This is a genomic window from Nocardioides sp. NPDC127503, from assembly GCF_040302165.1.
Taxonomy (GTDB): domain Bacteria; phylum Actinomycetota; class Actinomycetes; order Propionibacteriales; family Nocardioidaceae; genus Nocardioides.
Window position 1 is genome coordinate 168,605 of record NZ_JBEORH010000010.1, and the last position, 20,231, is coordinate 188,835.

Annotated in this window: 23 protein-coding genes; 13 read left to right on the forward strand and 10 right to left on the reverse strand. The window is 70.6% G+C overall.

Annotated features, from left to right (window positions below):
- Window positions 1–30: 30 nt before the first annotated feature.
- From ABTW65_RS22145 to ABTW65_RS22155, 3 genes are all read left to right on the forward strand, one after another.
- On the forward strand, window positions 31–1,077 hold the full coding sequence (locus ABTW65_RS22145) for an alkaline phosphatase family protein (protein ID WP_350664095.1): 1,047 nt from the start codon (window positions 31–33) through the stop codon (window positions 1,075–1,077).
- Between the two features lie 75 nt (window positions 1,078–1,152).
- Window positions 1,153–2,376: an FAD-dependent oxidoreductase gene (locus ABTW65_RS22150; protein ID WP_350664097.1), complete on the forward strand. Its 1,224-nt coding sequence runs from the start codon at window positions 1,153–1,155 to the stop codon at window positions 2,374–2,376.
- 30 nt (window positions 2,377–2,406) lie between these two features.
- Entirely contained in the window at window positions 2,407–2,751 is a 345-nt protein-coding gene (locus tag ABTW65_RS22155) for a hypothetical protein (RefSeq protein ID WP_350664098.1), read from the forward strand.
- 139 nt (window positions 2,752–2,890) lie between these two features.
- Here ABTW65_RS22155 and ABTW65_RS22160 read toward each other — a convergent pair whose 3' ends face one another.
- The gene (locus tag ABTW65_RS22160) at window positions 2,891–3,838 is read right to left on the reverse strand and encodes a PLP-dependent cysteine synthase family protein (RefSeq protein ID WP_350664100.1); all 948 of its coding nucleotides are present in this window, start codon (window positions 3,836–3,838) and stop codon (window positions 2,891–2,893) included.
- Window positions 3,839–3,928: 90 nt separating this feature from the next.
- Here ABTW65_RS22160 and ABTW65_RS22165 point away from each other — a divergent pair, with 90 nt between their 5' ends.
- From ABTW65_RS22165 to ABTW65_RS22180, 4 genes are read left to right on the forward strand one after another with little or no spacing between them, the layout of a single operon-like run.
- Entirely contained in the window at window positions 3,929–4,864 is a 936-nt protein-coding gene (locus ABTW65_RS22165; protein WP_350664102.1) for an ABC transporter ATP-binding protein, read from the forward strand.
- Entirely contained in the window at window positions 4,861–5,604 is a 744-nt protein-coding gene (locus ABTW65_RS22170) for an ABC transporter permease (protein ID WP_350664104.1), read from the forward strand. Before ABTW65_RS22165 ends, ABTW65_RS22170 begins: the two co-directional genes overlap by 4 nt.
- Window positions 5,605–5,617: 13 nt before the next feature.
- Window positions 5,618–6,832, forward strand: coding sequence for a sensor histidine kinase (locus ABTW65_RS22175; protein WP_350664106.1), 1,215 nt, complete (start codon window positions 5,618–5,620; stop codon window positions 6,830–6,832).
- Window positions 6,829–7,455: a response regulator gene (locus ABTW65_RS22180; protein ID WP_350664108.1), complete on the forward strand. Its 627-nt coding sequence runs from the start codon at window positions 6,829–6,831 to the stop codon at window positions 7,453–7,455. Before ABTW65_RS22175 ends, ABTW65_RS22180 begins: the two co-directional genes overlap by 4 nt.
- A gap of 4 nt (window positions 7,456–7,459) precedes the next feature.
- Here ABTW65_RS22180 and ABTW65_RS22185 read toward each other — a convergent pair whose 3' ends face one another.
- The 4 genes from ABTW65_RS22185 to clpS all read right to left on the reverse strand — a co-directional run bounded on the left by ABTW65_RS22185 (window position 7,460) and on the right by clpS (window position 9,165).
- Complete coding sequence (locus ABTW65_RS22185) at window positions 7,460–7,735, reverse strand: MoaD family protein (RefSeq protein WP_008358635.1); 276 nt, start codon at window positions 7,733–7,735, stop codon at window positions 7,460–7,462.
- Window positions 7,736–7,767: 32 nt separating this feature from the next.
- Window positions 7,768–8,196: a M67 family metallopeptidase gene (locus tag ABTW65_RS22190; protein ID WP_350664110.1), complete on the reverse strand. Its 429-nt coding sequence runs from the start codon at window positions 8,194–8,196 to the stop codon at window positions 7,768–7,770.
- An 85-nt stretch (window positions 8,197–8,281) separates the two neighbouring features.
- Window positions 8,282–8,872 carry a DUF2017 domain-containing protein gene (locus ABTW65_RS22195; protein WP_350664112.1) on the reverse strand — a complete coding sequence of 197 codons (591 nt, stop codon included), beginning with the start codon at window positions 8,870–8,872 and terminating at the stop codon, window positions 8,282–8,284.
- Window positions 8,872–9,165 (reverse strand): ATP-dependent Clp protease adapter ClpS, encoded by a 294-nt coding sequence (clpS, locus tag ABTW65_RS22200; protein WP_040755277.1) that lies wholly within the window; start codon window positions 9,163–9,165, stop codon window positions 8,872–8,874. Before clpS ends, ABTW65_RS22195 begins: the two co-directional genes overlap by 1 nt.
- Before the next feature lie 26 nt (window positions 9,166–9,191).
- On the opposite strand from clpS, the gene ABTW65_RS22205 reads away from it, so the two are divergent.
- From ABTW65_RS22205 to ABTW65_RS22215, 3 genes are read left to right on the forward strand one after another with little or no spacing between them, the layout of a single operon-like run.
- Window positions 9,192–10,484 (forward strand): nicotinate phosphoribosyltransferase, encoded by a 1,293-nt coding sequence (locus ABTW65_RS22205; protein WP_350664114.1) that lies wholly within the window; start codon window positions 9,192–9,194, stop codon window positions 10,482–10,484.
- 36 nt (window positions 10,485–10,520) lie between these two features.
- Window positions 10,521–11,105: an isochorismatase family protein gene (locus tag ABTW65_RS22210; RefSeq protein WP_502890650.1), complete on the forward strand. Its 585-nt coding sequence runs from the start codon at window positions 10,521–10,523 to the stop codon at window positions 11,103–11,105.
- 55 nt (window positions 11,106–11,160) lie between these two features.
- Window positions 11,161–12,405: an MFS transporter gene (locus ABTW65_RS22215; RefSeq protein ID WP_350664119.1), complete on the forward strand. Its 1,245-nt coding sequence runs from the start codon at window positions 11,161–11,163 to the stop codon at window positions 12,403–12,405.
- A 10-nt stretch (window positions 12,406–12,415) separates the two neighbouring features.
- Here ABTW65_RS22215 and ABTW65_RS22220 read toward each other — a convergent pair whose 3' ends face one another.
- Window positions 12,416–13,018 (reverse strand): TetR/AcrR family transcriptional regulator, encoded by a 603-nt coding sequence (locus ABTW65_RS22220; protein ID WP_350664121.1) that lies wholly within the window; start codon window positions 13,016–13,018, stop codon window positions 12,416–12,418.
- Between the two features lie 59 nt (window positions 13,019–13,077).
- Here ABTW65_RS22220 and ABTW65_RS22225 point away from each other — a divergent pair, with 59 nt between their 5' ends.
- Together ABTW65_RS22225 and ABTW65_RS22230 are read left to right on the forward strand one after the other, a co-directional pair.
- On the forward strand, window positions 13,078–15,513 hold the full coding sequence (locus tag ABTW65_RS22225; RefSeq protein WP_350664123.1) for an FAD-dependent oxidoreductase: 2,436 nt from the start codon (window positions 13,078–13,080) through the stop codon (window positions 15,511–15,513).
- Window positions 15,510–16,349 carry an SDR family oxidoreductase gene (locus ABTW65_RS22230; RefSeq protein WP_350664125.1) on the forward strand — a complete coding sequence of 280 codons (840 nt, stop codon included), beginning with the start codon at window positions 15,510–15,512 and terminating at the stop codon, window positions 16,347–16,349. The genes ABTW65_RS22225 and ABTW65_RS22230 overlap by 4 nt, the downstream gene beginning before the upstream one ends.
- A 3-nt stretch (window positions 16,350–16,352) precedes the next feature.
- Here ABTW65_RS22230 and ABTW65_RS22235 read toward each other — a convergent pair whose 3' ends face one another.
- Window positions 16,353–16,892, reverse strand: coding sequence for a DUF1697 domain-containing protein (locus ABTW65_RS22235; RefSeq protein WP_350664127.1), 540 nt, complete (start codon window positions 16,890–16,892; stop codon window positions 16,353–16,355).
- 58 nt (window positions 16,893–16,950) lie between these two features.
- Here ABTW65_RS22235 and ABTW65_RS22240 point away from each other — a divergent pair, with 58 nt between their 5' ends.
- Entirely contained in the window at window positions 16,951–17,427 is a 477-nt protein-coding gene (locus ABTW65_RS22240) for a MarR family winged helix-turn-helix transcriptional regulator (protein WP_350664129.1), read from the forward strand.
- Here ABTW65_RS22240 and ABTW65_RS22245 read toward each other — a convergent pair.
- The 3 genes from ABTW65_RS22245 to ABTW65_RS22255 are packed head-to-tail and all read right to left on the reverse strand — an operon-like array spanning window position 17,424 to window position 20,226.
- Window positions 17,424–18,155 carry a copper homeostasis protein CutC gene (locus tag ABTW65_RS22245; RefSeq protein ID WP_350664132.1) on the reverse strand — a complete coding sequence of 244 codons (732 nt, stop codon included), beginning with the start codon at window positions 18,153–18,155 and terminating at the stop codon, window positions 17,424–17,426. The genes ABTW65_RS22240 and ABTW65_RS22245 overlap by 4 nt on opposite strands.
- A 14-nt stretch (window positions 18,156–18,169) precedes the next feature.
- Window positions 18,170–19,951 carry a DEAD/DEAH box helicase gene (locus tag ABTW65_RS22250; protein WP_350664134.1) on the reverse strand — a complete coding sequence of 594 codons (1,782 nt, stop codon included), beginning with the start codon at window positions 19,949–19,951 and terminating at the stop codon, window positions 18,170–18,172.
- Complete coding sequence (locus ABTW65_RS22255; RefSeq protein WP_141803520.1) at window positions 19,948–20,226, reverse strand: DUF3039 domain-containing protein; 279 nt, start codon at window positions 20,224–20,226, stop codon at window positions 19,948–19,950. Before ABTW65_RS22255 ends, ABTW65_RS22250 begins: the two co-directional genes overlap by 4 nt.
- Window positions 20,227–20,231: the final 5 nt, after the last annotated feature.

The window sequence follows — 20,231 nt, forward strand, 5'->3', positions numbered from 1 at the left end:
GGTGTCATCGGGTTCACTTAGGGTGTGCCGGTGCGTCGCCTCTTCCCTCTCGTCTCCCTCGGCATCTTCGTCGTCGTGGTGCTCGTCGTCGCGTTCACCGCGCTGCCCGACCGGGACGGTGGCGATGGCGGCGGTGGCAGCGGTGCCGGTGGAGGCGAGCGCAAGGAGCGTGAGGCCACCCAGGTCGACCGCAAGGTGCTCGCGATCTCGATCGACGGGCTCAACCCGGATGCCCTGGCGAAGCTGGGCCCGGCGAAGACGCCCAACATCCACCGGCTGATCGACGAGGGCGCCTCGACGCTCAACGCCCGCACGGCCTACGAGAAGAACATCACCCTGCCCAACCACACCAGCATGGTCACCGGCGACCCGATCAACGCCGACGACGGCGGCCACGGGGTCACCTGGAACGTCGGCGACCCGTCGAAGTCGATCTCGAAGGACGAGGAGTCGGTGTTCACCGTCGCCCACGAGGCCGGGCTCAGCACCGGGGTCTTCGTGACGAAGCAGAAGTTCGAGCTGTGGCAGCGGGCCTGGGAGGACGACATCGACCTCTACGTGCCGATCGACGACCACGACGACCTGGTCCCGGAAGCCGCCGAGGACCTTGCCGACGAGCAGCGGGACCTCACCTTCGTACATCTGTCCCTTCCCGACGCCGCCGGGCACGCCTCGGGCGGGATGTCGCCGGAGTATCTGGAGGCCGTCGAGGAGTCGGACGCCCAGGTCGGCGAGTTCCTCGATGTCATCGACGGCGACCCAGAGCTGTCGAAGGAGCTCGACGTCATCCTCACCGCCGACCACGGCTTCAAGCCGGGCATCACCAACCACTCCGAGAAGGTCTACGAGAACTACCGGATCCCGTTCATCGTGTGGGGACCGGACGCCGGCGCCGGCACGGACCTCTACGAGCTGAACGCCGACGACTACCGCGACCCCGGCAAGGACCGCCCCGACTACGAAGGTCCTCAGCCCGTACGCAACGCCGACCTCGGCAACCTGGCCCTGGACCTCCTCGGCCTCGACCCCATCCGGACCAGCGACATCGGCGAGAAGCAGACGCTCGACGTCAAATGACGTTTGCCATAACTGTCCACGAGCACACACGCCCCTGAGGTACGTTTCGAACGTAACCTCCCCAAGGAGCGTGCGATGTCAGTCACCCGGATGGCTCGGGCAGCTTTACGCAGGGATCGTCGTGCCCGGCGGGTCACGATCATCGGCGCCGGCATCGGCGGCCTGACCCTCGCCGTCGAGCTGCGCCGCCGGGGCATCGAGGTCGAGGTGTACGAGGCCGCGACCGATCCGCGACCCACCGGCGACGCCGTGCTGCTCCCGGCCAACGCGACCAGGCTCCTGGAGCGCATCGGGCTCGAGCCCGATCTCGGCGAGGCGGCGGCGACCGTCGACGGCTGGGTCTGGCGCGACGGCCACACCGGCGCTGCGATCGGCCGGGTGCTCTCCGCCGCGGAGTATGCCGACCGCGCCGGGGCGCCCTGCTACGGCATCGGTCACGCCGACCTGCACGCGCTCCTGAGCCAGGCGTACGGCACCGACGGGCTCCGCCTCGGCCACCGACTGGTCGACATCACCGATGACGGGGACGGGCCGGCGCTGCTGGAGTTCGCCGACGGCGAGTCGGTCGAGGCCGACCTGGTCATCGGCGCCGACGGCGCCGCATCGATGCTGCGCGAGTACGTCGTCGGCTACGACGACGCCCAGTTCTCCGGCTGCATCGCCTGGCGCGGGATCGTCCCACGCTCGCAGCTCACCCTGCTCCCCGACCCCGGCCGCGTGCAGGTGTGGACAGGCACCGACGCTCACCTGATGCATCATCCGGTCGGCAAAGGCGACCACGCGTTCCTGCTGGTCAAGCGGCAGCCCGGACCGTGGGCACCGGACTCGTGGTCCTGGCCGGCCGACCCGGACGAGCACGTGCATGCGTACGCCGGCTGGCATCCAGCCGTGGTCCAGATGATCTCCGCGGCACCGTGCTCGGAGCACTGGGGACTCTTCCACCGTCCGCCTCTGGCGAGTTGGTCACGCGGCCGCGTCACGCTGCTCGGCGACGCCGCTCACCTGATGCTCCCGCACCACGGTCAGGGTGCCGCCCAAGCGATCGAGGACGCGATCGTCCTCGCCGACTGCCTCGCCGCCGACGACTGGGACCGCGCCCGCACGACCTACGAGGTACGCCGCCGCGACCGCACCCGCCGGATCCAGATCGCCTCGCTGGCCGCCGCCGACGTCCTCCACCTCCCCGACGGTCCCCGCGCCCACGCCCGCAACAAGCGGCTCGGGTCAGGCGATGCGTACGACCGCCACCTCGCCTGGATCCACGACCACGACGTGGCCGCCCCCGGCCACCGCCCGTAACCCCGGGGCCCGCTGCCGCGTTGCCCAGGAGTGAGAGCCTTCCTCGGACGCAAGGGGATCCTGGCGCTCGGCATCTGGGCGATGTACGCATCGGCCGTCGCCGTAGCGCTGGTACAGCTCGGCGCCGAGCCGCAGGCCGGCAGCGTCTGGTCGGGGCGTCCGATGGCCCCCGGCAGCCCCGCCGCCCTCATCGCCAAGCACGACTGCTGGAGCGCCGAGGCCCCACGCGACATGGCCGGCAGGCTCCCCGGCCACGCCATCGTCGCCACCGGCCCCGCCCCGCGCTACGTCGACGCCCACCTCACCGGCAAGGCCCTCGACCAGGTCTTCTCCGGCGAGGACCACGGCCTCATCGTCTACGCCTTCTGCCGCTGACGCGCCACCGGTGGTCGAGCCGGATTCGCGAGGTACGAGCGAATCCGTGTCGAGACCAACACAGTCCCCTGTCGAGCTCGAACTGGCTGTGTTGGTCTCGACACGCTCGCTGGCGCTCGCGGCTCGACCGACGGGGAATTCAGGCCCAGAGCTGGCCTTCGAGGCCTTCCTCGGCGTCGTCGATGGTGCCTTCGTACGCCCCGGTGGAGAGGTATTTCCAGCCGCCGTCGGCGACGACGAAGGCGATGTCGGCCTTCTCGCCGGCCTTGAGGGACTTGGCGGCCTGGGCGAGGGCGGCGTGGAGGATGGCGCCGGTGGAGATGCCGGCGAAGATGCCCTCCAGCTCGAGGAGCTCGCGGACGCGGCGTACGGCGTCACGGGGGCCGACCGAGAAGCGGGCGTCGATCAGGGAGGCGTCGTAGAGCTCGGGGACGAAGCCCTCGTCGAGGTTGCGCAGCCCGTAGACGAGCTCGCCGTAGCGCGGCTCGGCGGCGACGATGCGTACCTCCGGCTTGGCGGCGCGGAAGAAGCGGCCGACACCCATGAGCGTGCCGGTCGTGCCGAGTCCGGCGACGAAGTGGGTGATCGAGGGGAGGTCGGCGAGGAGCTCGGGGCCGGTGCCCTCCTCGTGGGCGCGCGCGTTGGCGGCGTTGCCGTACTGGTAGAGCATCTCCCAGTCGGGGTGCTCGGCGGCGAGGCGCTTGGCGACCCGGACGGCCTCGTTGGAGCCGCCGGCGGCGGGCGAGGAGACGATCTCAGCGCCCCACATCCGCAGCAGCTGACGCCGCTCCTCGGAGGTGTTCTCGGGCATCACGCACACGATCCGGTAGCCCTTGAGCTTGGCCGCCATGGCCAGCGAGATCCCGGTGTTGCCGGAGGTCGGCTCCAGGATCGTGCAGCCCGGGCGGAGCCTGCCGTCCTTCTCGGCCTCTTCGACCATGCGAAGAGCCGGGCGGTCCTTGATCGAGCCGGTGGGGTTCCGGTCCTCGAGCTTGGCCCACAGACGTACGTCGGGAGAGGGCGAGAGGCGGGGCAGCCCCACCAACGGGGTGCCCCCGACCGACGCCAGCAGGTTGTCGTAGCGCATGGGGTCCATCGTCGCATCAACCGATCGACTGATGCCCACTCGCGCCGATCGCCCGATCCGTGAGACCGCGTCACCGACCAGGCTGAAGATATGCATCAGGAGCGAGAACCAGCGGTCGTCGTGGACGGCCTGCGCAAGAGCTATGGCGACAAGGTGGCGGTCGACGAGATCAGCCTGAGCGTCCACGAAGGCGAGATCTTCGGCATCCTCGGCCCCAACGGCGCCGGCAAGAGCACGACCGTCGAGTCGATCGCCGGCCTGCGGGTCGGCGACCGCGGCCGGATCCGGGTCCACGGCATCGATCCGTGGACGGACCGCGCCGCCGTGACGGAGGTGCTCGGCGTACAGCTCCAGGAGGCGAAGCTGCAGCAGAAGATCACCGTCCAGGAGGCGCTGGAGCTGTGGAGTGCCTTCTACCCCGACCCGGAGCCGTGGGCGCCGCTGGCCGAGCGCCTCGGCCTGGGGAGTCACCTGCGCCAGCGGTTCGAGAACCTTTCCGGCGGCCAGCAGCAGCGGCTCTCGATCGCGCTGGCGCTGATCGGCCGGCCGCGGGTCGTCGTGCTCGACGAGCTCACGACCGGCCTGGATCCGCGGGCACGTCGTGAGGTGTGGGACCTGGTGCGGGACGTACGCGACCGGGGTGTGACCGTCCTGCTGGTCACCCACTCGATGGAGGAGGCGCAGACCCTCTGCGACCGGATCGCCATCGTCGACGCCGGGCGGATCCGGGCGCTGGACACCCCGGCGGGGCTCATCGACTCCGCCTCCGCCGCCACGATCACCACCTTCGAGACCTCGGTCGCGATCGACCTGGCCTCCCTGCGCGATCTCGACGGCGTCACCGCCGCGCGCAGCGAGAACGGCACCATCACCGTCGAGGGCGCCGAAGGGGTCGCGCTCGCGGTCGTCGAGGTGCTGCGTACGCACGGCGTGACCCCGGAGCGGCTCCGGGTCGCCGCGGGCAGCCTCGACGCCGCCTACCTCGACCTCACCGACACAGACACTCGCCAGGAGGCGCTCCGATGACCGGCCCGACCGTTGCCGTGATCCGTACAGAGTCCCGGCTCTTCGCCCGCGAGCGGCTCTCGCTCTTCTGGATCGTCCTGTTCCCGAGCCTGCTGCTGGGGGTGCTCGGGGTGATTCCGAGCTTCCGCGAGGACAGTGCCGACCTCGGCGGCCGGAGCCTGATCGATGTCTACGTGCCGGTCACCGTGCTGCTCTCGATGATCATGGCGGCGATCATGACGATGCCGCCGACGCTGACCGGCTACCGCGAGAGCGGGGTCCTGCGACGGCTCGGCACCACGCCGGCCCGCCCCGCCTCGATCCTGCTCGGCCAGGTGCTTGTCCACGCCGTCGCGGTCGCTGCCTCCTCGGTGATCGTGATCCTCTTCGGCCGGTTGGTGTTCGGGACCCCGCTTCCGGAGTCGCTCGTCGGATACACCGTCGCGTACGTCCTGGCGCTGGCCGTCTCGCTGGGGATCGGCGCCGCGATCACCGCCGTCTCTCCCAACGCGAAGACCGGGCAGGTCGTAGGGATGGTGGTCTTCTTCCCGTCGATGTTCACCGCGGGGGTCTACTTCCCGGTCGAGGCCTTCGGCGGCACGGTGCGTGACGTCATCTCACTCTCGCCCTACGGGGCCGCGTCCAACGCACTCAACGACGCCGCGGGCGGGAGCTTCCCCCAGCTCGCGGACCTGGCCGTGATGGGTGGCTGGGCGGTGGTGCTCTACCTGATTGCCGTGCGCGCCTTCCGCTGGGAATGAGAAGGTCCTCCACATGACCTCGGCCGTCGAGCACGAGCAGCTCTGGGAGCGAAACCTCAAGGCGCTGCCGTTCGTGCTGCTCGCGCTCGCCACGGTGATCAGCGTCGCGACCATCCCGGAGATGGGACCGCACACGCTCGGCGGGCAGGTGACGCTCGGCGTACTGGTGGCGGCGACCGCGGTGTGGATCTGGCGGTGGATGTATGTCTACGGCCGCCCACATCCGGTCGGCTACGTCGGGCGCACCCTGCTGGCCGCCGCACTCACCGTCGTCCATCCGCTCTTCTGCATCTTCGCCTGGGTCGGGTTCCTGGACGCCTTCGAGTCCTTCCGCGGCCGCTGGAGATGGGTGGCGATGGCGGCCACCGCGCTGATCATGGCCATCGGCCAGACCGGCGGGCCGCCGCCGTACGACAGCCCGTGGCAGAGCGCGGCGCTGCCGGTGCTCTTCGTCGTCAACTTCGGGCTCGCCACCCTGATGGGCCGCTACAGCATGCACCTCGACGCCGTCAGCCAGGAGCGGGCCGACACGATCGTCCGCCTGGAGAGTGCCCTCGCCGAGAACGCGCGCCTCCAGGAGCAGCTCGTCGCGCAGTCACGCCAGACCGGCGTACGCGACGAGCGCGAGCGCCTCGCCCGCGAGATCCACGACACCATCGCCCAGTCCCTGGCCGGCGTCGTGGCGCAGCTCCAGGCCGCCGAGGGCTCTGCGGACGCCCAGGACGTACGCCGCCGGGTGGCCCGGGCCACCGAGCTGGCCCGCACCGCGCTGGTCGAGGCCCGGCGGTCCGTGCAGGACCTCACCCCCGCCGAGCTGGCCGACGCGGGCCTCGCCGACGCCCTGTCGAGGCTGGTCACGAGCTGGCGCGACGACCACGGCGTCGAGGCCTCGTTCGTCGTGGTCGGTGATGCCACGGCGCTGCACTCCGAGGTAGAGGCGACGCTGCTGCGGATCGCCCAGGAGGCCCTCGCCAACGTCGCCAAGCACGCCTCCGCGTCCCGGGTCGGCGTGACGCTCACCTTCGACGAGGCCGACGTCATCCTCGACGTACGCGACGACGGCTCCGGCTTCGACCCCACCGCTCCGCGCCGCTCGTCCTCGTTCGGGCTGGGCGTGATGCGCGAGCGCGCCCAGCGCCTGGCCGGCACCTTCACCCTCGAGTCCGCCCCCGGCGCCGGCACCGCCGTCTCTGCCAGCATCCCCGCTCTCCCCCGAGGACCCGCATGACTCAGATCAGGATCGTGGTCGCTGACGACCACCCAGTCGTACGCGACGGGGTGGTCGGAGTGCTCCGCGCGCAAGGCTTCGAGGTCGTCGGCCAGGCGGGCGACGGGGCGCAGGCCCTCGCTCTCGTCGAGGAGCTCGAGCCCGACGTGCTCGTCCTCGACCTGCGGATGCCCGGCACCGGCGGGGTCGAGGTGATCGAGCGGCTCCGGGCGCTGGAGTCGCGGACCGGCGTACTGGTCCTGACGACGTTCGACACCGACTCCGACGTGGTCGCCGCGATCGAGGCGGGTGCGACCGGTTACCTGCTCAAGGACGCGCCGACGCCGGACCTGGTCGAGGCCGTCCGCGCGACCGCGGCCGGCGAGACCGTTCTCTCCCCCGCGGTGGCGACCCGGCTCGCCTCCCGGCTCCGCTCACCGGGCCCGACGGCCCAGCTGAGCCCTCGCGAGCGCGAGGTGCTCACTCTCGTCGCCCGCGGGACGACCAACCGCGCCATCGCAGCGTCGCTCTTCGTCAGTGAGGCGACGGTCAAGACCCACCTGGGTCACATCTTCGACAAGCTGGGGGTCACAGACAGAGCAGCCGCGGTCGCACGAGCGTACGACCGCGGCATTCTGGGGTGAGCGTTCAGCAGCCGCCGGCGACGGCGGGAAGCACGACGACCTGGTCGCCGTCCTTGAGCTCGGCGTCGAGACCGCCGATGAAACGTACGTCCTCGTCGTTGATGTAGACGTTGACGAAGCGGCGCAGGTCACCGTTGTCGATGAGGCGCTCCTTGATGCCGGAGTGGTTCGCCTCGAGGTCGTCGATGAGCGCGCTCAGGGTCTTGCCCTCGGCGCTGACTGCCTTCTCACCGGCGGTGTAGGTGCGGAGGATGGTCGGGATCTTGACCTCGATGGCCATGGGTTCTCCTAGCTGGATGTTTCTTGGGCGCGTCACGACAACGTCGCGACGATGCTGATTTCTTCCTCGGTGACTTCGCCGTCGACGATCCGGTACGACCGAAACTCGACCGGACCTTCGTCGTTGCCGTGCTCGCGGGTGCTGACCAGCACATAGTGCGCGTTCGGCTCCATCGCCAGCCCGATGTCGGTGCGGGACGGGTAGGCCTCGGTCGCGGTGTGGGAGTGGTAGACGATCACCGGCTCCTCGTCGTTCGCGTCCATCTCCTTGTAGAGCTGGAGCAGATCGGTCGAGTCGAACTCGTAGAAGGTCGGCGAGCCGGCGGCGTTGATCATCTCGATGAATCGCTCCGGCCGGTCGGACCCCTCAGGGCCCGCGACGATCCCACACGCCTCGTCGGGATGGTCGCGCTTCGCGTGGGCGACGATCGCGTCGTACGTCGCCTGGTCGATGGTCAGCACGGGATCAGCCTAGGCGGGCCGAGCAGCGAAGACGTACGTGACCGGGTGCCGGACACGGCCACGACCGCACCACGACATGGTGTAGTCAGGACGCCGCCCACAGCGCCTCGACCATGGTCTCCTGCAGGATCCCGACCCACTGGTAGATCCCGTAGACCTGGCCGGCGGGGTCGTCCTCGGGCAGCGAGTCCCAGAAGTCCTCGTCGCCCTCCTCGACCCCGAGCCGGGTCGCGAGCGCGAGCCGGATGTCGGTGAAGGAGCGCATCCACGCCTCGGCGTCGGGGATCGGGAGCTCGACGTCGATGACCAGCCCGTCCTCGTCGAGCTCGGGCGGGAGCCCGGCCTCCTCGAGCGAGTCGATGATCGTGGACGCGGCCTGCGCCTTGCCGTCGCGCAGCCCGCCCTCGGTGAATCGCCGAAACTCCCCGGCCGCCTCTTCGTCGTTCCCGTAGGCCGAGGGGAAGAGCCGCTTCAGGACCGGGTCCTCGGGCTCGGTGGTCGGCCCCGAGAAGTCGAGCAGCGCCTCGAGCGGGTCATCGCTCTCGGCCGGCGCGGCCACCTCGTTGCGCAACAGCTCGACGAGCTGCGAGGCCAGCGAACGAAGCAGGTCGGCCTCGAACCCGGAGAACGTCGCGATGATCTGCTTGCCGCGGCGGTGGTAGCTGAACCCGCCCATCAATCCTGCTTCTCCAGTGTCGCCCACAGCCCGTATTCGTGCATCGCCTGCACGTCGCGCTCCATCTCCTCGCGCGACCCGGAGGAGACGGCCGACTTGCCGTCGTTGTGCACCTCCATCATCAGCTTCTCCGACTTCTTCTTGGAGTAGCCGAAGTACTTCTGGAAGACGAAGGTGACGTACGACATCAGGTTGACCGGGTCGTTCCAGACGATGGTGACCCACGGGGTCGCGGGCGCTACGAGGTCGTCGACCTCGGGCTCGTCGAGCTCCACGGGGCTTGGCGCGCTCATGACATCCATCGTGCCACGATGTGCCCGTGGACTCGACAGCGGACTCGACCGCGCTCCTGACAGATCACTACGAGCTGACCATGCTCCAGGCCGCCCTGAAGGCGGGCACCGCGGAGCGTCGTGCCGTCTTCGAGCTGTTCCCCCGGCGCTTGGCCGGCGGACGGCGCTACGGCGTGGTGGCCGGGGTCGGGCGGGCCCTCGACGCCCTCGAGGCGTTCCGGTTCGGCTCGGAGCAGCTGGCCATCCTGGAGGACGTCGTCGACGGCCCGACCCTGGAGTGGCTGGCCGGCTACCGCTTCACCGGCGACATCTGGGGGTACGCCGAGGGCGAGACCTTCTTCCCGCACTCGCCGCTGCTCGTGGTCGAGGCCAGCTTCGCCGAGGCGGTCGTCCTGGAGACGGTGCTGCTCTCGATCTACAACCACGACTCGGCCATCGCCACCGCCGCCTCCCGGATGACGATGGCCGCCGGCGAGCGCCCGTGCATCGAGATGGGCTCGCGCCGCACCCACGAGGCGGCCGCGATCGCCGCCGCCCGCGCGGCCTATGTGGCCGGCTTCACCGCCACCTCCAACCTCGCCGCCCGCGCCCGTTTCGGCGTGCCCACGACCGGCACCTCCGCGCACGCCTTCACGCTCCTGCACGACACCGAGGAGCAGGCCTTCCACGCCCAGGTCGCCTCCCTAGGCAAGGGCACCACGCTGCTGGTGGACACCTACGACATCGCCGAGGCGGTGGCGAAGGCGGTCGAGATCGCCGGTCCCGAGCTCGGTGCGGTGCGGATCGACTCCGGCGACCTGGGGCTCCTCGCCCATGACGTACGCCGCCAGCTCGACGACCTCGGCGCCACCGACACGAAGATCATCGTCACCAGCGACCTGGACGAGTACGCCATCGCCGGCCTCGCGGCCGCCCCGGTCGACGGCTACGGCGTCGGCACCCAGCTCGTCACCGGCTCCGGCCACCCGACCGCCGGCTTCGTCTACAAGCTGGTCGCCCGCGAGGGCGCCTCCGGCGACCTGGAGCCGGTCGCCAAGAAGAGCGCGTCCAAGGCCTCGATCGGCGGCCGGAAGTACGCCCTGCGCCGCCGCAACCGCAAGGACGTCGCCGATGCCGAGGTGATCGGCATCGGCACCCCGCCGAACGGCGACGGCAACGACCGGCCGCTGCTCACCCAGCTGGTCAAGAACGGCGAGGTCGTCGGCCGCGAGCCCCTCGACGCCGCGCGCGAGCGCCACCGGGCCTCGGTCGCCGAGCTCCCCGTCATCGCCCACTCGCTCCTGAAGGGCGATCCGGCGATCCCGACGCTCTTCCAGTGATGTCTCGCCAGTGATGTCTCGCCAGCCCGGTCTAGGCTGACGGGCATGACGCGTGCACTGATCGTGGTCGACGTACAGAACGACTTCTGCGAGGGCGGGTCCCTGCCGGTCGACGGCGGGGCCCGGGTGGCCTACGACATCGGTCAGCTGCTGCGCGAGCGGGCGGCGAGCAAGGAGCCGGAGCAGACGTACGGGCTGGTGGTGGCGACCAAGGACCACCACATCGACCCGGGCGACCACTTCGGCAACCCGCCGGACTACGTCGACTCCTGGCCGGCCCACTGCGTGGTCGGCACCGACGGCGAGGCCTTCCACCCCAATCTCGACCCGGTCACCTTCGACGAGATCTTCCGCAAGGGTGAGTACGCCGCGGCCTACTCCGGTTTCGAGGGCGCGGCCACCGGCGGGGCCACCCTGATCGACTGGCTCCGGGCCCACGACGTCGAGGAGGTCGACGTGTGCGGGCTGGCGACCGACTACTGCGTACGCGCCACCGCGCTCGACGCCCGAGCCGCCGGTTTCCACACCACGCTGCTCGCCGATCTGGCCGCCGGCGTGGCCGCGGCGAGCACCTCGGCTGCCATCGAGGAGATGCGCTCGGCCGGGATAACGGTCTCGTGACAGAATCGGGAATTTTGGGCAGATAGAAATCACCCAAAGGTCTATTCTCTCTCGAATGGCTCGGATCTCGGCGACAGCCCCACTTCGCGAACCCCACTTCCGCTGGTTCTTCGCGTCCCGCTCCATCAACCTGGTGGGCAACTTCATGGCGCCCGTCGCCCTGGCCTTCGCCGTCTTGGAGGTGAGTGACGCGCCGATCGCGATCGGCGCCGTCCTCGCGGCCCGCACCATCCCGATGATCGTCTTCATGCTGATCGGCGGCGTGCTCGCCGACCGGATGGGCCGAGCCAGGATCCTGTTCGCCTCCAACCTGGTCTCGGGGCTGAGCCAGGCGGTCGTCGCCGTCCTCGTCATCGCCGGTGTCGCCGAGCTGTGGCACCTGATCGCGCTCTCCGCGCTCAACGGCATCGTCTCCGCCGCCGGCCTGCCCGCCCAACAGGGGATCATCCCGCTCGTGGTGCCTCGCACCATGCTGCAGGAGGCCAACGTGCTGATGTCGCTGACCCGCGCGATCGTCGCGGTCGCCGGCCCCGGCACCGCCGGCCTGCTCGTCCTCAGCGTCGGCGCGGGATGGGCGCTCGCGCTCGACGCCGCCACCTGGATCATCGCGGCACTGCTGCTCCTGCCGGTCAAGATCAGCGGCATGGTCGGCAAGGCCTCGGTCATCGGCGATCTGCGCCTTGGCTGGGACTACTTCCGCTCCACGAGCTGGCTGTGGCTCTGCGTCGGCGCCGCGACCATGCTCAACGCGCTCTACGAGGGCGGGCTCCTCACGCTCGGCCCGCAGCGGGCCGAGGGCTCAGGGCTGGGCGCGGGTGGCTGGGGTCTGATCCTGACCTTCCAGGGGATCGGCGTGCTCGCCGCGACGCTCGTGCTGATGAAGGTCCGGCTCGAGCGGCCGCTGTTCTACGGCATGATCGGCATGGCCCTGTTCGGGCTGCCGATCGCCGCTCTCGGCTTCTCCACCGACCTCGCCGTGCTGTTGCCCGCCGCCGCGCTCTCCGGCGCCGGCATCCAGGTCTTCAGCCTCGGCTGGCAGCTCTCGATGCAGGAGAACGTCCCCAGCGAGCTGCTCTCCCGGGCGTCCTCCTACGACCAGCTCGGCACCTACATCGCCATCCCCGTCGGGCAGCTGGCGATGGGGCCGCTGGCCGCTGCGTACGGGATCGAGAACATGCTCGCGATCGCCGGCATCGCCTACGTGGTGATCTCGCTGGCGACCCTGCTGAGTCCTGCCGTACGCCGCCTGAACCGGGTCTCCTTCCCCTCCCCCGAGCGCAACGGCGCCCCGGCTCACTAGGTCTCGCGCGCTACGACGCAGGTGTCGCGCTCTCCAGCAGCGATCGCAGCAGATCGACCAGGCTGGTGACCGAGAGGTCGGGGTCGAACGCGCGCTGGACGCCGAGCCCGATGCCGAGGGAGAGCAGCTGGACAGCGGCCTCCTCGGCCGGTGCCGGCAACGTGAGGCCGAGGTCGGCGGCCTGCTGCTCGATGAGGCCGGCGACGGCCGCGGTGAGCTCGCGGCGCCGGGCGGCGAGCTGCTGGCTCACTCCATCGACCCGACGGGTGCTGGTCGCGAACTCGACCTCGAGCGCGGTCCAGCCGACGTCGCCAATGTTGGCCTCGGCCCAGGTCGCGAAGGCGTCGATCCGGCCCTCGACGGTGTCGACGCCGCTGACGGCCTCCGCCAGCGACATGGCCCGCTCCCGGTGGATCACGTCGAGCACGGCGAGGCCGAGCTCGTGCTTGGTCGAGAAGTTCGAGTAGACCGCGCCCTTCGAGAAGCCCGCCGCGGTGGCGACTTTGTCGAGCGAGGTCGCGTTGTAGCCGTCCGAGATGAACAGCCGGTGCGCGGTCTCGATGAGTCGCTCACGCGTCTGCGCGTGCGACTCCTTGCGCGTGATCCTTCCCACGGGCCAGATCTTATCAGTTCGGGCTACCGTCGGTATTCAAATACCGTTAGTATCCGAATATGACTCGACGACGCGCACTCGCCATCGGCTGCGGCGGCACCCTCGGTTTCGCTTGGACGGCCGTCGCCCTCCGCGTCCTCGAGGAGGCCCTGGACTGGGACGTCCGCACCACCGACGTCCTTGTCGGCACCTCCGCGGGCTCGGAGATCGTCGCGGCCCTCGGGTCCGGCCGTACGCCACAGGACCTGCTCGACGCGCTCGACGGGGCACCCGGCGCCGACCCCGTCCTGGCGGCCCACGTGGCAGCCCATCCCGGCACGGTGCCACCGGTGCCGGCTCCCGCGCTGCCCGCACTCGGCCTGGTCCGACCCGGCCTCTCCCGCCGCTCGCCCTACAGCGCGATCGCTGGCCTGCTCCCCCGCGGCCGCGGCGACGCCACCTGGCTGAGGGCGTACGGCGACGCGCTGGCCGGCTCTGAGGGCTGGGTCGACCACCCCGCGACCTGGCTGGTCGCGGCGGACGCGGCCACCGGCCAGAGGGTGGCGTTCGGCTCGGACGATGCCCCCGCGGCCACCCTGGGTGCGGGGGTCGCCGCTTCCTGGGCGATACCCGGCTGGTTCCCGCCGGTCGAGATCGCGGGCCGCCGCTACGTCGACGGAGGAGCCGTCTCCTCCGTCTCGGCCGACCTCCTCCTCGGCCAGGCGGCGGTCGACGAGGTGGTCGTGGTCGCCCCGATGACCACCGAGGGTGGCGTCCCCGCTCGTGGCCTGGACCGGATCGAACGTCTGCTGCGCTCACAGATGACCGCCGTGCTCGACCGCGAGGTCGCGCGGCTCCGGGAGACCGGCGTACGCGTCATCCGGATCGAGCCCGGCGCCGAGGAGCTGGCCGCGATGGGCCCCAACTTCATGGACCTCGGCCGCCGCGAGGCCACCCTCGCCGCGGCCCGCCGACACGTCCCCGGCCGCGATCTCGACACGCTCGACCAGTTCGACCAGCGAAGGAGCAACCGCATGAGCACCCACCACGAGGTCGTCGTCATCGGCGCCGGAATCTCCGGCATCGCGGCCGCGATCAAGCTGCGCGAGGAGGGCGTCGAGGATGTCGTCATCCTCGAGAAGGCCGACACCTACGGTGGCACCTGGCGGGCCAACACCTATCCGGGGTGCGCGTGCGACGTACCGTCCAACCTCTACTCCTTCTCGTTCGCGCCCAACAGCGACTGGTCACGGGTCTACGGCAACCAGCCCGAGATCCTCGGCTACATCGACGGCGTGGCCCGGGATCGCGGCCTCGAGGACGTCACCCGATTCGGGGTCGAGGTCCGCGGCGCGACCTGGAACGCCGAGGTCGCCGGGTGGCACCTGGACACCAGCGACGGCGAGATCACCGCCCGCTTCCTGGTCGCCGCCGCCGGCCCGTGGAACGAGCCGAAGATCCCGGACCTGCCCGGCCTGGCCGACTTCCCCGGCGAGGTCTGGCACTCGGCCCGCTGGAACCACGACGTCGACCTGGACGGCAAGCGCGTCGCCGTGATCGGCACCGGGGCGTCGGCGGTCCAGTTCGTACCCGAGGTCCAGAAGCAGGTCGCCGACCTGCACCTCTTCCAGCGCACCGCCCACTGGGTGCTGCCCAAGGTCGACCATCCTGTGCCGGACGCCGAGAAGTGGGTCAAGCACAACGTGCCCTTCTTCGAGAAGGCTCTCGGGGCGGTCGAGTACGCCGCCATGGAGGCCGTCGGCATCGCCTTCCGCCGCCCGCAGCCGCTGATGCAGGGCCTGCAGCAGGTCGGCCGGGCCTACCTGCGCGCCACCGTCCGGGACAAGGAGCTACGGGCGAAGCTGACGCCCGACTACCTGATCGGCTGCAAGCGCATCCTCTTCTCCAACAACTACCTCCAGTCGCTGACGAAGCCGAACGTCGAGGTGCACGCGACCGGCGTCGAGCGGGTCGATGGCGCGAACGTGATCGGCGCCGACGGCAGCACGGCGGAGGTCGACGCGATCATCCTCGGCACCGGCTTCCACATCCTCGACATGCCGGTCGCCGACCTGATCCGCGGAGCCGACGGCCGCACGCTCGCCGAGCACTGGGCCGGCTCCCCCGAGGCGTACCAGGGCACCTCGGTCACCGGTTTCCCCAACGCGTTCGTCGTGCTCGGCCCGAGCCTCGGCACCGGTCACGGCTCGGCCTTCGCCGTCGCCGAGTCGCAGGTGGCGATGATCACCGAGGCCATCACGACCGCCCGCGCCCAGGGCTGGGCCGAGCTCGACGTCAGGCCGCAGGCCCAGGCCGCGTACGTGGAGGAGGTGCAGGCCGCGCTCGCCGGCACCGCCTACAGCGGGGCGTCCTGCCACAGCTACTTCATCGACGCCAACGGTCGCAACAGCTTCTCTTGGCCGTGGTCCACCGGCGAGCTGGTCCGCCGGATCAGCCGCTTCGACCCGGCCGACTTCGAAGTGACGGTCTACGAGACGGAGGAGGTTCCTGCATGACCCGCTACCCCAGGATCGACCTCGACGGCGCTCTGCTCGTCATCACCGGCGCCGCCCGTGGCATCGGCCTCACCACGGCGAAGGAGTTCGTCGCGGCTGGAGCGCGGGTCGCCCTCGGCGACCTCGACGACGCACTGGCGCAGGAGGCGGCGGCAGGCCTCGGCGAGAGCGCCAGCGGCCACCTGCTCGACGTCACCGACAAGCAGTCGTACGCCGACTTCCTCGCGGCCGCGGAGGAGGCGCACGGCAGGCCGGTCGACGTCCTGGTCAACAACGCCGGGGTGATGCCCAACGGCTCCTTCCTCGACCAGGAGGACCGGATCGACCGGCTGACCATGGAGGTCAACGTCTACGGCGTCATCCACGGCATGCGGCTCGTGCTGCCCGGGATGATCGCGCGCGGCCACGGCCATGTCGTCAACGTCGCCTCGCTGGCGGGCAAGTTCCCGCTCAAGGGCCTGGCGGTCTACAACGCCAGCAAGTACGCCGTCGTCGGCCTCAGCGCCGCCACCCGGCTCGAGCTCGAGGGCACCGGGGTGTCGCTCACCACCGTCCTGCCGAGCGCCGTACGCACCGAGCTCTCCTCCGGCATCGACCTCGGCGTCCTCCCGGCCGTCGACCCCGAGGACATCGCGGCCGCGGTGGTGAGATCGGTCCGCAGCCGGGCGGCCGAGATCGCCGTCCCGTCCTACGTCGGCCTCGCCGCCAACAGCGCCCCGCTCGTCCCCGAGCCGGTGATGCGACTGCTCCGCCGTGCCGTCCACGACGACGCCGCGATCACCCGCGTCGACTCAGTCGTACGCCGGGCCTATCTCGACCGCATCGAGGCGCAGTAGGCCTCAGGCCCACTTGTCGGCGAGCGTACGGATCACGTTGATGTTGCGGTTGGTGCTGATGGCGATGTGGCGCTCGACGACGGCGTTGGTGATCTTCGTCTGCTGGAAGCTCTTGGTGAGCAGGTGCACGGCGCGGCCGATGACATAGACCCTCTCGCCCTCCCCCGCCCGAGCGACCAGCGCGTCCCGGGATCCGGAGTCGGTGAGCTCCTTGCACAGGAACACGTACTGCTTGCCCTCGTGCCCCATCCCGACCGCCGCGGCGTCGTTGGCGATCACCTTCAGCTCAGCGGGCGTCACGCAGATCGTCGGCACCTCGAAGAACCGGTCGGCCGCGAAGGCCTCCTCCAGGATCGCTTCCATCTCGGCCCGGTCGCCGACCGGGTGATCGAAGCGTACGTTGCCCGTGTTGATGTAGGTCTCGACGTCGGTTCCGCCCGCCCTTACCACGGCGGCCGAGATCGCCTGCTTCGGGAATTTCCGGGTCGCACCGAGGTTGATGGCGCGCAGGAACGCGATCCAGGTGTGCCGTTCCGTAGTCATTCTCAGATAGTCTCCACCCGTTCACTGCGCCGCAACCCCCAACTCTGGATTCCGATCGATGCCTTCACAGCAGCTGCTTCCCTCGGAAGCCCCGACCGCCTCGGGCTCCGCGTCAGCGAAGACCCTGGACCTCTCCAGCGACCTCGTCGTCTACGCGGCGCGCCTCATGCGCTTGGTCCGCCGTGCGCTCGACCTTCCGGCCAGCGTCCGGGTCCTCACGATCCTCGACGCCATCGGCCCGCTCGGCATCACCGACCTGGCCCGCGCCGACGGCTGCTCGCAGCCCACCATGTCGGCCCAGATCGCGCAGCTGGTGGAGACCGGCCTGGTCAGCAAGGAGCCCAACCCCGCCGATGCGCGGGCGAGCCTGGTGACCCTGACCGACGCCGGCCGCGCCGATCTCGCTGACGTACGTGAGCGCATCTCTCACCTCATCGCCGAGCGGCTGGAGTCGCGTCACCGCACCCAGGCCGATCTCGAGGGCGCCGTCGCCGTGCTGCGCGACCTGGTCGAGGGCGACACCCCGACCGCCTAGGCGAGTTCTGCGGCCGCGGCGGCGATCACATCCGGATCGGTCACCCAGTGACCACCGTCGTCGGCGACGCCCAGGGCCACCCGGCCGGTCGTGACGACCCGTCGCTTGGCGGAGAGATGCACGCCCTCGACACCGAGCTCCGCGAGCGCCCCGATCGCGTCGATGGTCACCCCACCTCCGGCCAGTACGTCCGGCCCGCCGACCGCAACCATCTCGGCGATCGTCGCGGCCCCTGCAGCAGCGGCCGGCGCGCCTCCTGAGGTCAGCACCCGGTCCACCACGCCGTTCAGCGCCCTGATCGCCCCGACCGGGTCCGCGCTGAGATCGATCGCTCGGTGGAACGTCACCGTCGCCTCGTACGCAGCGGCCGCCTCCGCCAGCTCCCGGACCAGCTCCACGTCGGGCTCCCCGTCCGGGGTGAGCGCGCCGATCACGATCCCGTCGGCCCCGGCCTCCAGGACCGTCTCGACCTCGCGCCGCAGCAGGTGGCGCTCCTCGAGCGAGTAGCCGAACCCGCCCGGCCGAGGCCGGACGAGCACATGGACGCCCTGCCAGCCGTCATCGGCATCGACGCCACCGACCTCGTCAAGGACTCCATCGACCAGCCCCTGCGACGGTGTGACCCCGCCGACCTCGAGGGCAGAGCAGAGCTCGACCCGGGTCGCCCCGGCCGCCCGCGCCGCGAGTGCGCCGGCCACCGACGTCACGGCGATCTCGAGCGCTGTCATCGTCCCGAGCTAACTCAGGCGGAACCGCGCGCGGCCCAGTCACGCAGGGTGTCGATGCGGGCCTTGAGCTGGTCGGCGTTGGCGACCGCGGCGGGCGGGCCGCCGCACTCCTTGCGGAGCCGGTTGTGGGTGACGCCGTGGGGCGTCTTGGTGCGGTGGTGCCAGGCGGCGACCAGGCCGTTGAGCTCGCGGCGGAGCACGGCGAGCTGCTCGTGGGCGGCGACAGCGGCGACGGGCTCGTCGGCCGCGATCGGCGCCGCAGCGGACTTCTGCTTGCGCGCCCGGTCGCTCTGCCGCTGCTGGAGCAGGGTCTTCATCTGGTCGGTGTCGAGCAGGCCGGGGATACCGAGGAAGTCCATCTCCTCCTCGGAGCCGACGTGCACCTCACCGGAGTGGCCGAACTCGCCGCCGTCGAAGAGCACCCGGTCGAAGCGCGCCTCCGACCCCATGGCCTCCCAGGCTCCCAGCTCCTCCTCGGAGGCGCCCTCCTCGGCGTTGGCCGCGGCCATCAGCGCATCCTCGGCGGCGAAGATGTCGTCCTCGCTGGTGACCTTCTTGCCGAGCACGTGGTCGCGCTGCAGCTCCAGCTCGGAGGCGAAGCCGAGCAGGTTCGGGACCGACGGCAGGAAGACGGATGCGGTCTCACCACGGGTACGAGCACGTACGAAACGCCCCACCGCCTGCGCGAAGAAGAGCGGCGTGGAGGTGGTGGTCGCGTAGACCCCGACCGCGAGCCGGGGCACGTCGACGCCCTCGGAGACCATCCGGACCGCGACCATCCAGCGGTCGTCGGACTCGGAGAACTTGGCGATCTTCTTCGAGCCGGCCTTCTCGTCGGAGAGCACCACGGTCGCACTCTGCCCGGTGATGGTCTTCAGCGTCTTGGCGTAGGAGCGCGCCGAGTCCTGGTCGGTCGCGATGACGAGCCCGCCCGCGTCCGGGACGTGGCGGCGTACCTCGGTCAGGCGCTTGTCGGCGGCCGCGAGCACCGACGGGATCCACGATCCGGCCGGGTCCAGCGCGGTCCGCAGCGCCTGCGAGGTCAGGTCCTTGGTCAGCGGCTCGCCGAGGTGGGCGGCGATCTCGTCGCCGGCCCGGGTGCGCCACTGCATCTGTCCGGAGTAGGCCATGAACAGCACCGGCCGGACGACGTGGTCGCGCAGCGCCTCGGCATAGCCGTAGGTGTAGTCGGCCGCCGAACGCGGGATCCCGTCCTCGCCGGGTGCATAGGTGACGAACGGGATCGGGTTGGTGTCGGAGCGGAACGGCGTACCGGTCAGCGCCAGCCGCCGCGCGGCCGGCTCGAAGGCCTCCCGGACCCCCTCGCCCCACGAGAGCGCGTCACCGGCGTGGTGCACCTCGTCGAGGATCACCAGCGTCTTGAACCGCTCGGTGCGGATCCGCATCGCGAGCGGGTTGACCGCCACCCCGGCGTACGTCACTGCGATCCCGACGTAGTCGGCCGAGGTCTTGCCCTGTCCGGCCGAGTAGCTCGGGTCGATCGCGATCCCGGCGCGCGCGGCCGCCTCGGCCCACTGGACCTTGAGGTGCTCGGTGGGCGCGACGATGGTGACCCGGTCGATCAGCCTGCGGCCGAGGAGCTCGGCGGCGACGGTCAGCGCGAAGGTCGTCTTTCCGGCGCCGGGCGTCGCGACGGCGAGGTAGTCACGGGGCTGTTCGGCCAGGTACTTGGACAGCGCCTCCTGCTGCCAAGCACGCAGCTTGGGCGCAGTGCCCCACGCGGCCTTGTTGGGCCACGCAGGTGTGAGGGCGCCGGGAAGGTCGGCGCTACTCACTCGTCGTCGCCCTCGCCACCGCTCGGCGGCATCCCCTCGAAGATCTCTTTGCAGTCGGGGCAGACCGGGAACTTGGACCCGTCGCGGCTCGGCACCCACACCTTGCCGCACAGCGCGACCACGGGCGTGCCCATGACCATCGCCTCGGTCAGCTTGTCCTTCTCCACGTAATGGGAGTAGCGGTCGTGGTCACCCTCCTCGGTGGGGACGTCCTGCTCGCGGATGTCCTCCCGTTCCTTGAGGGCTTCTTTCGTGCCGAATCCCAGGATGCCCATGCCGC

Coding starts and splice junctions, on each gene's coding strand:
- ABTW65_RS22150 (WP_350664097.1), top strand. CDS start 1,153: ATGTCAGTCACCCGGATGGCTCGGGCAGCTTTACGCAGGGATCGTCGT.
- ABTW65_RS22240 (WP_350664129.1), top strand. CDS start 16,951: ATGCCTTCACAGCAGCTGCTTCCCTCGGAAGCCCCGACCGCCTCGGGC.
- ABTW65_RS22230 (WP_350664125.1), top strand. CDS start 15,510: ATGACCCGCTACCCCAGGATCGACCTCGACGGCGCTCTGCTCGTCATC.
- ABTW65_RS22160 (WP_350664100.1), bottom strand. CDS start 3,838: ATGCGCTACGACAACCTGCTGGCGTCGGTCGGGGGCACCCCGTTGGTG.
- ABTW65_RS22215 (WP_350664119.1), top strand. CDS start 11,161: ATGGCTCGGATCTCGGCGACAGCCCCACTTCGCGAACCCCACTTCCGC.
- ABTW65_RS22175 (WP_350664106.1), top strand. CDS start 5,618: ATGACCTCGGCCGTCGAGCACGAGCAGCTCTGGGAGCGAAACCTCAAG.
- ABTW65_RS22245 (WP_350664132.1), bottom strand. CDS start 18,155: ATGACAGCGCTCGAGATCGCCGTGACGTCGGTGGCCGGCGCACTCGCG.
- ABTW65_RS22180 (WP_350664108.1), top strand. CDS start 6,829: ATGACTCAGATCAGGATCGTGGTCGCTGACGACCACCCAGTCGTACGC.
- ABTW65_RS22225 (WP_350664123.1), top strand. CDS start 13,078: ATGACTCGACGACGCGCACTCGCCATCGGCTGCGGCGGCACCCTCGGT.
- ABTW65_RS22170 (WP_350664104.1), top strand. CDS start 4,861: ATGACCGGCCCGACCGTTGCCGTGATCCGTACAGAGTCCCGGCTCTTC.
- clpS (WP_040755277.1), bottom strand. CDS start 9,165: ATGAGCGCGCCAAGCCCCGTGGAGCTCGACGAGCCCGAGGTCGACGAC.
- ABTW65_RS22255 (WP_141803520.1), bottom strand. CDS start 20,226: ATGGGCATCCTGGGATTCGGCACGAAAGAAGCCCTCAAGGAACGGGAG.
- ABTW65_RS22235 (WP_350664127.1), bottom strand. CDS start 16,892: ATGACTACGGAACGGCACACCTGGATCGCGTTCCTGCGCGCCATCAAC.
- ABTW65_RS22165 (WP_350664102.1), top strand. CDS start 3,929: ATGCATCAGGAGCGAGAACCAGCGGTCGTCGTGGACGGCCTGCGCAAG.
- ABTW65_RS22185 (WP_008358635.1), bottom strand. CDS start 7,735: ATGGCCATCGAGGTCAAGATCCCGACCATCCTCCGCACCTACACCGCC.
- ABTW65_RS22195 (WP_350664112.1), bottom strand. CDS start 8,872: ATGGGCGGGTTCAGCTACCACCGCCGCGGCAAGCAGATCATCGCGACG.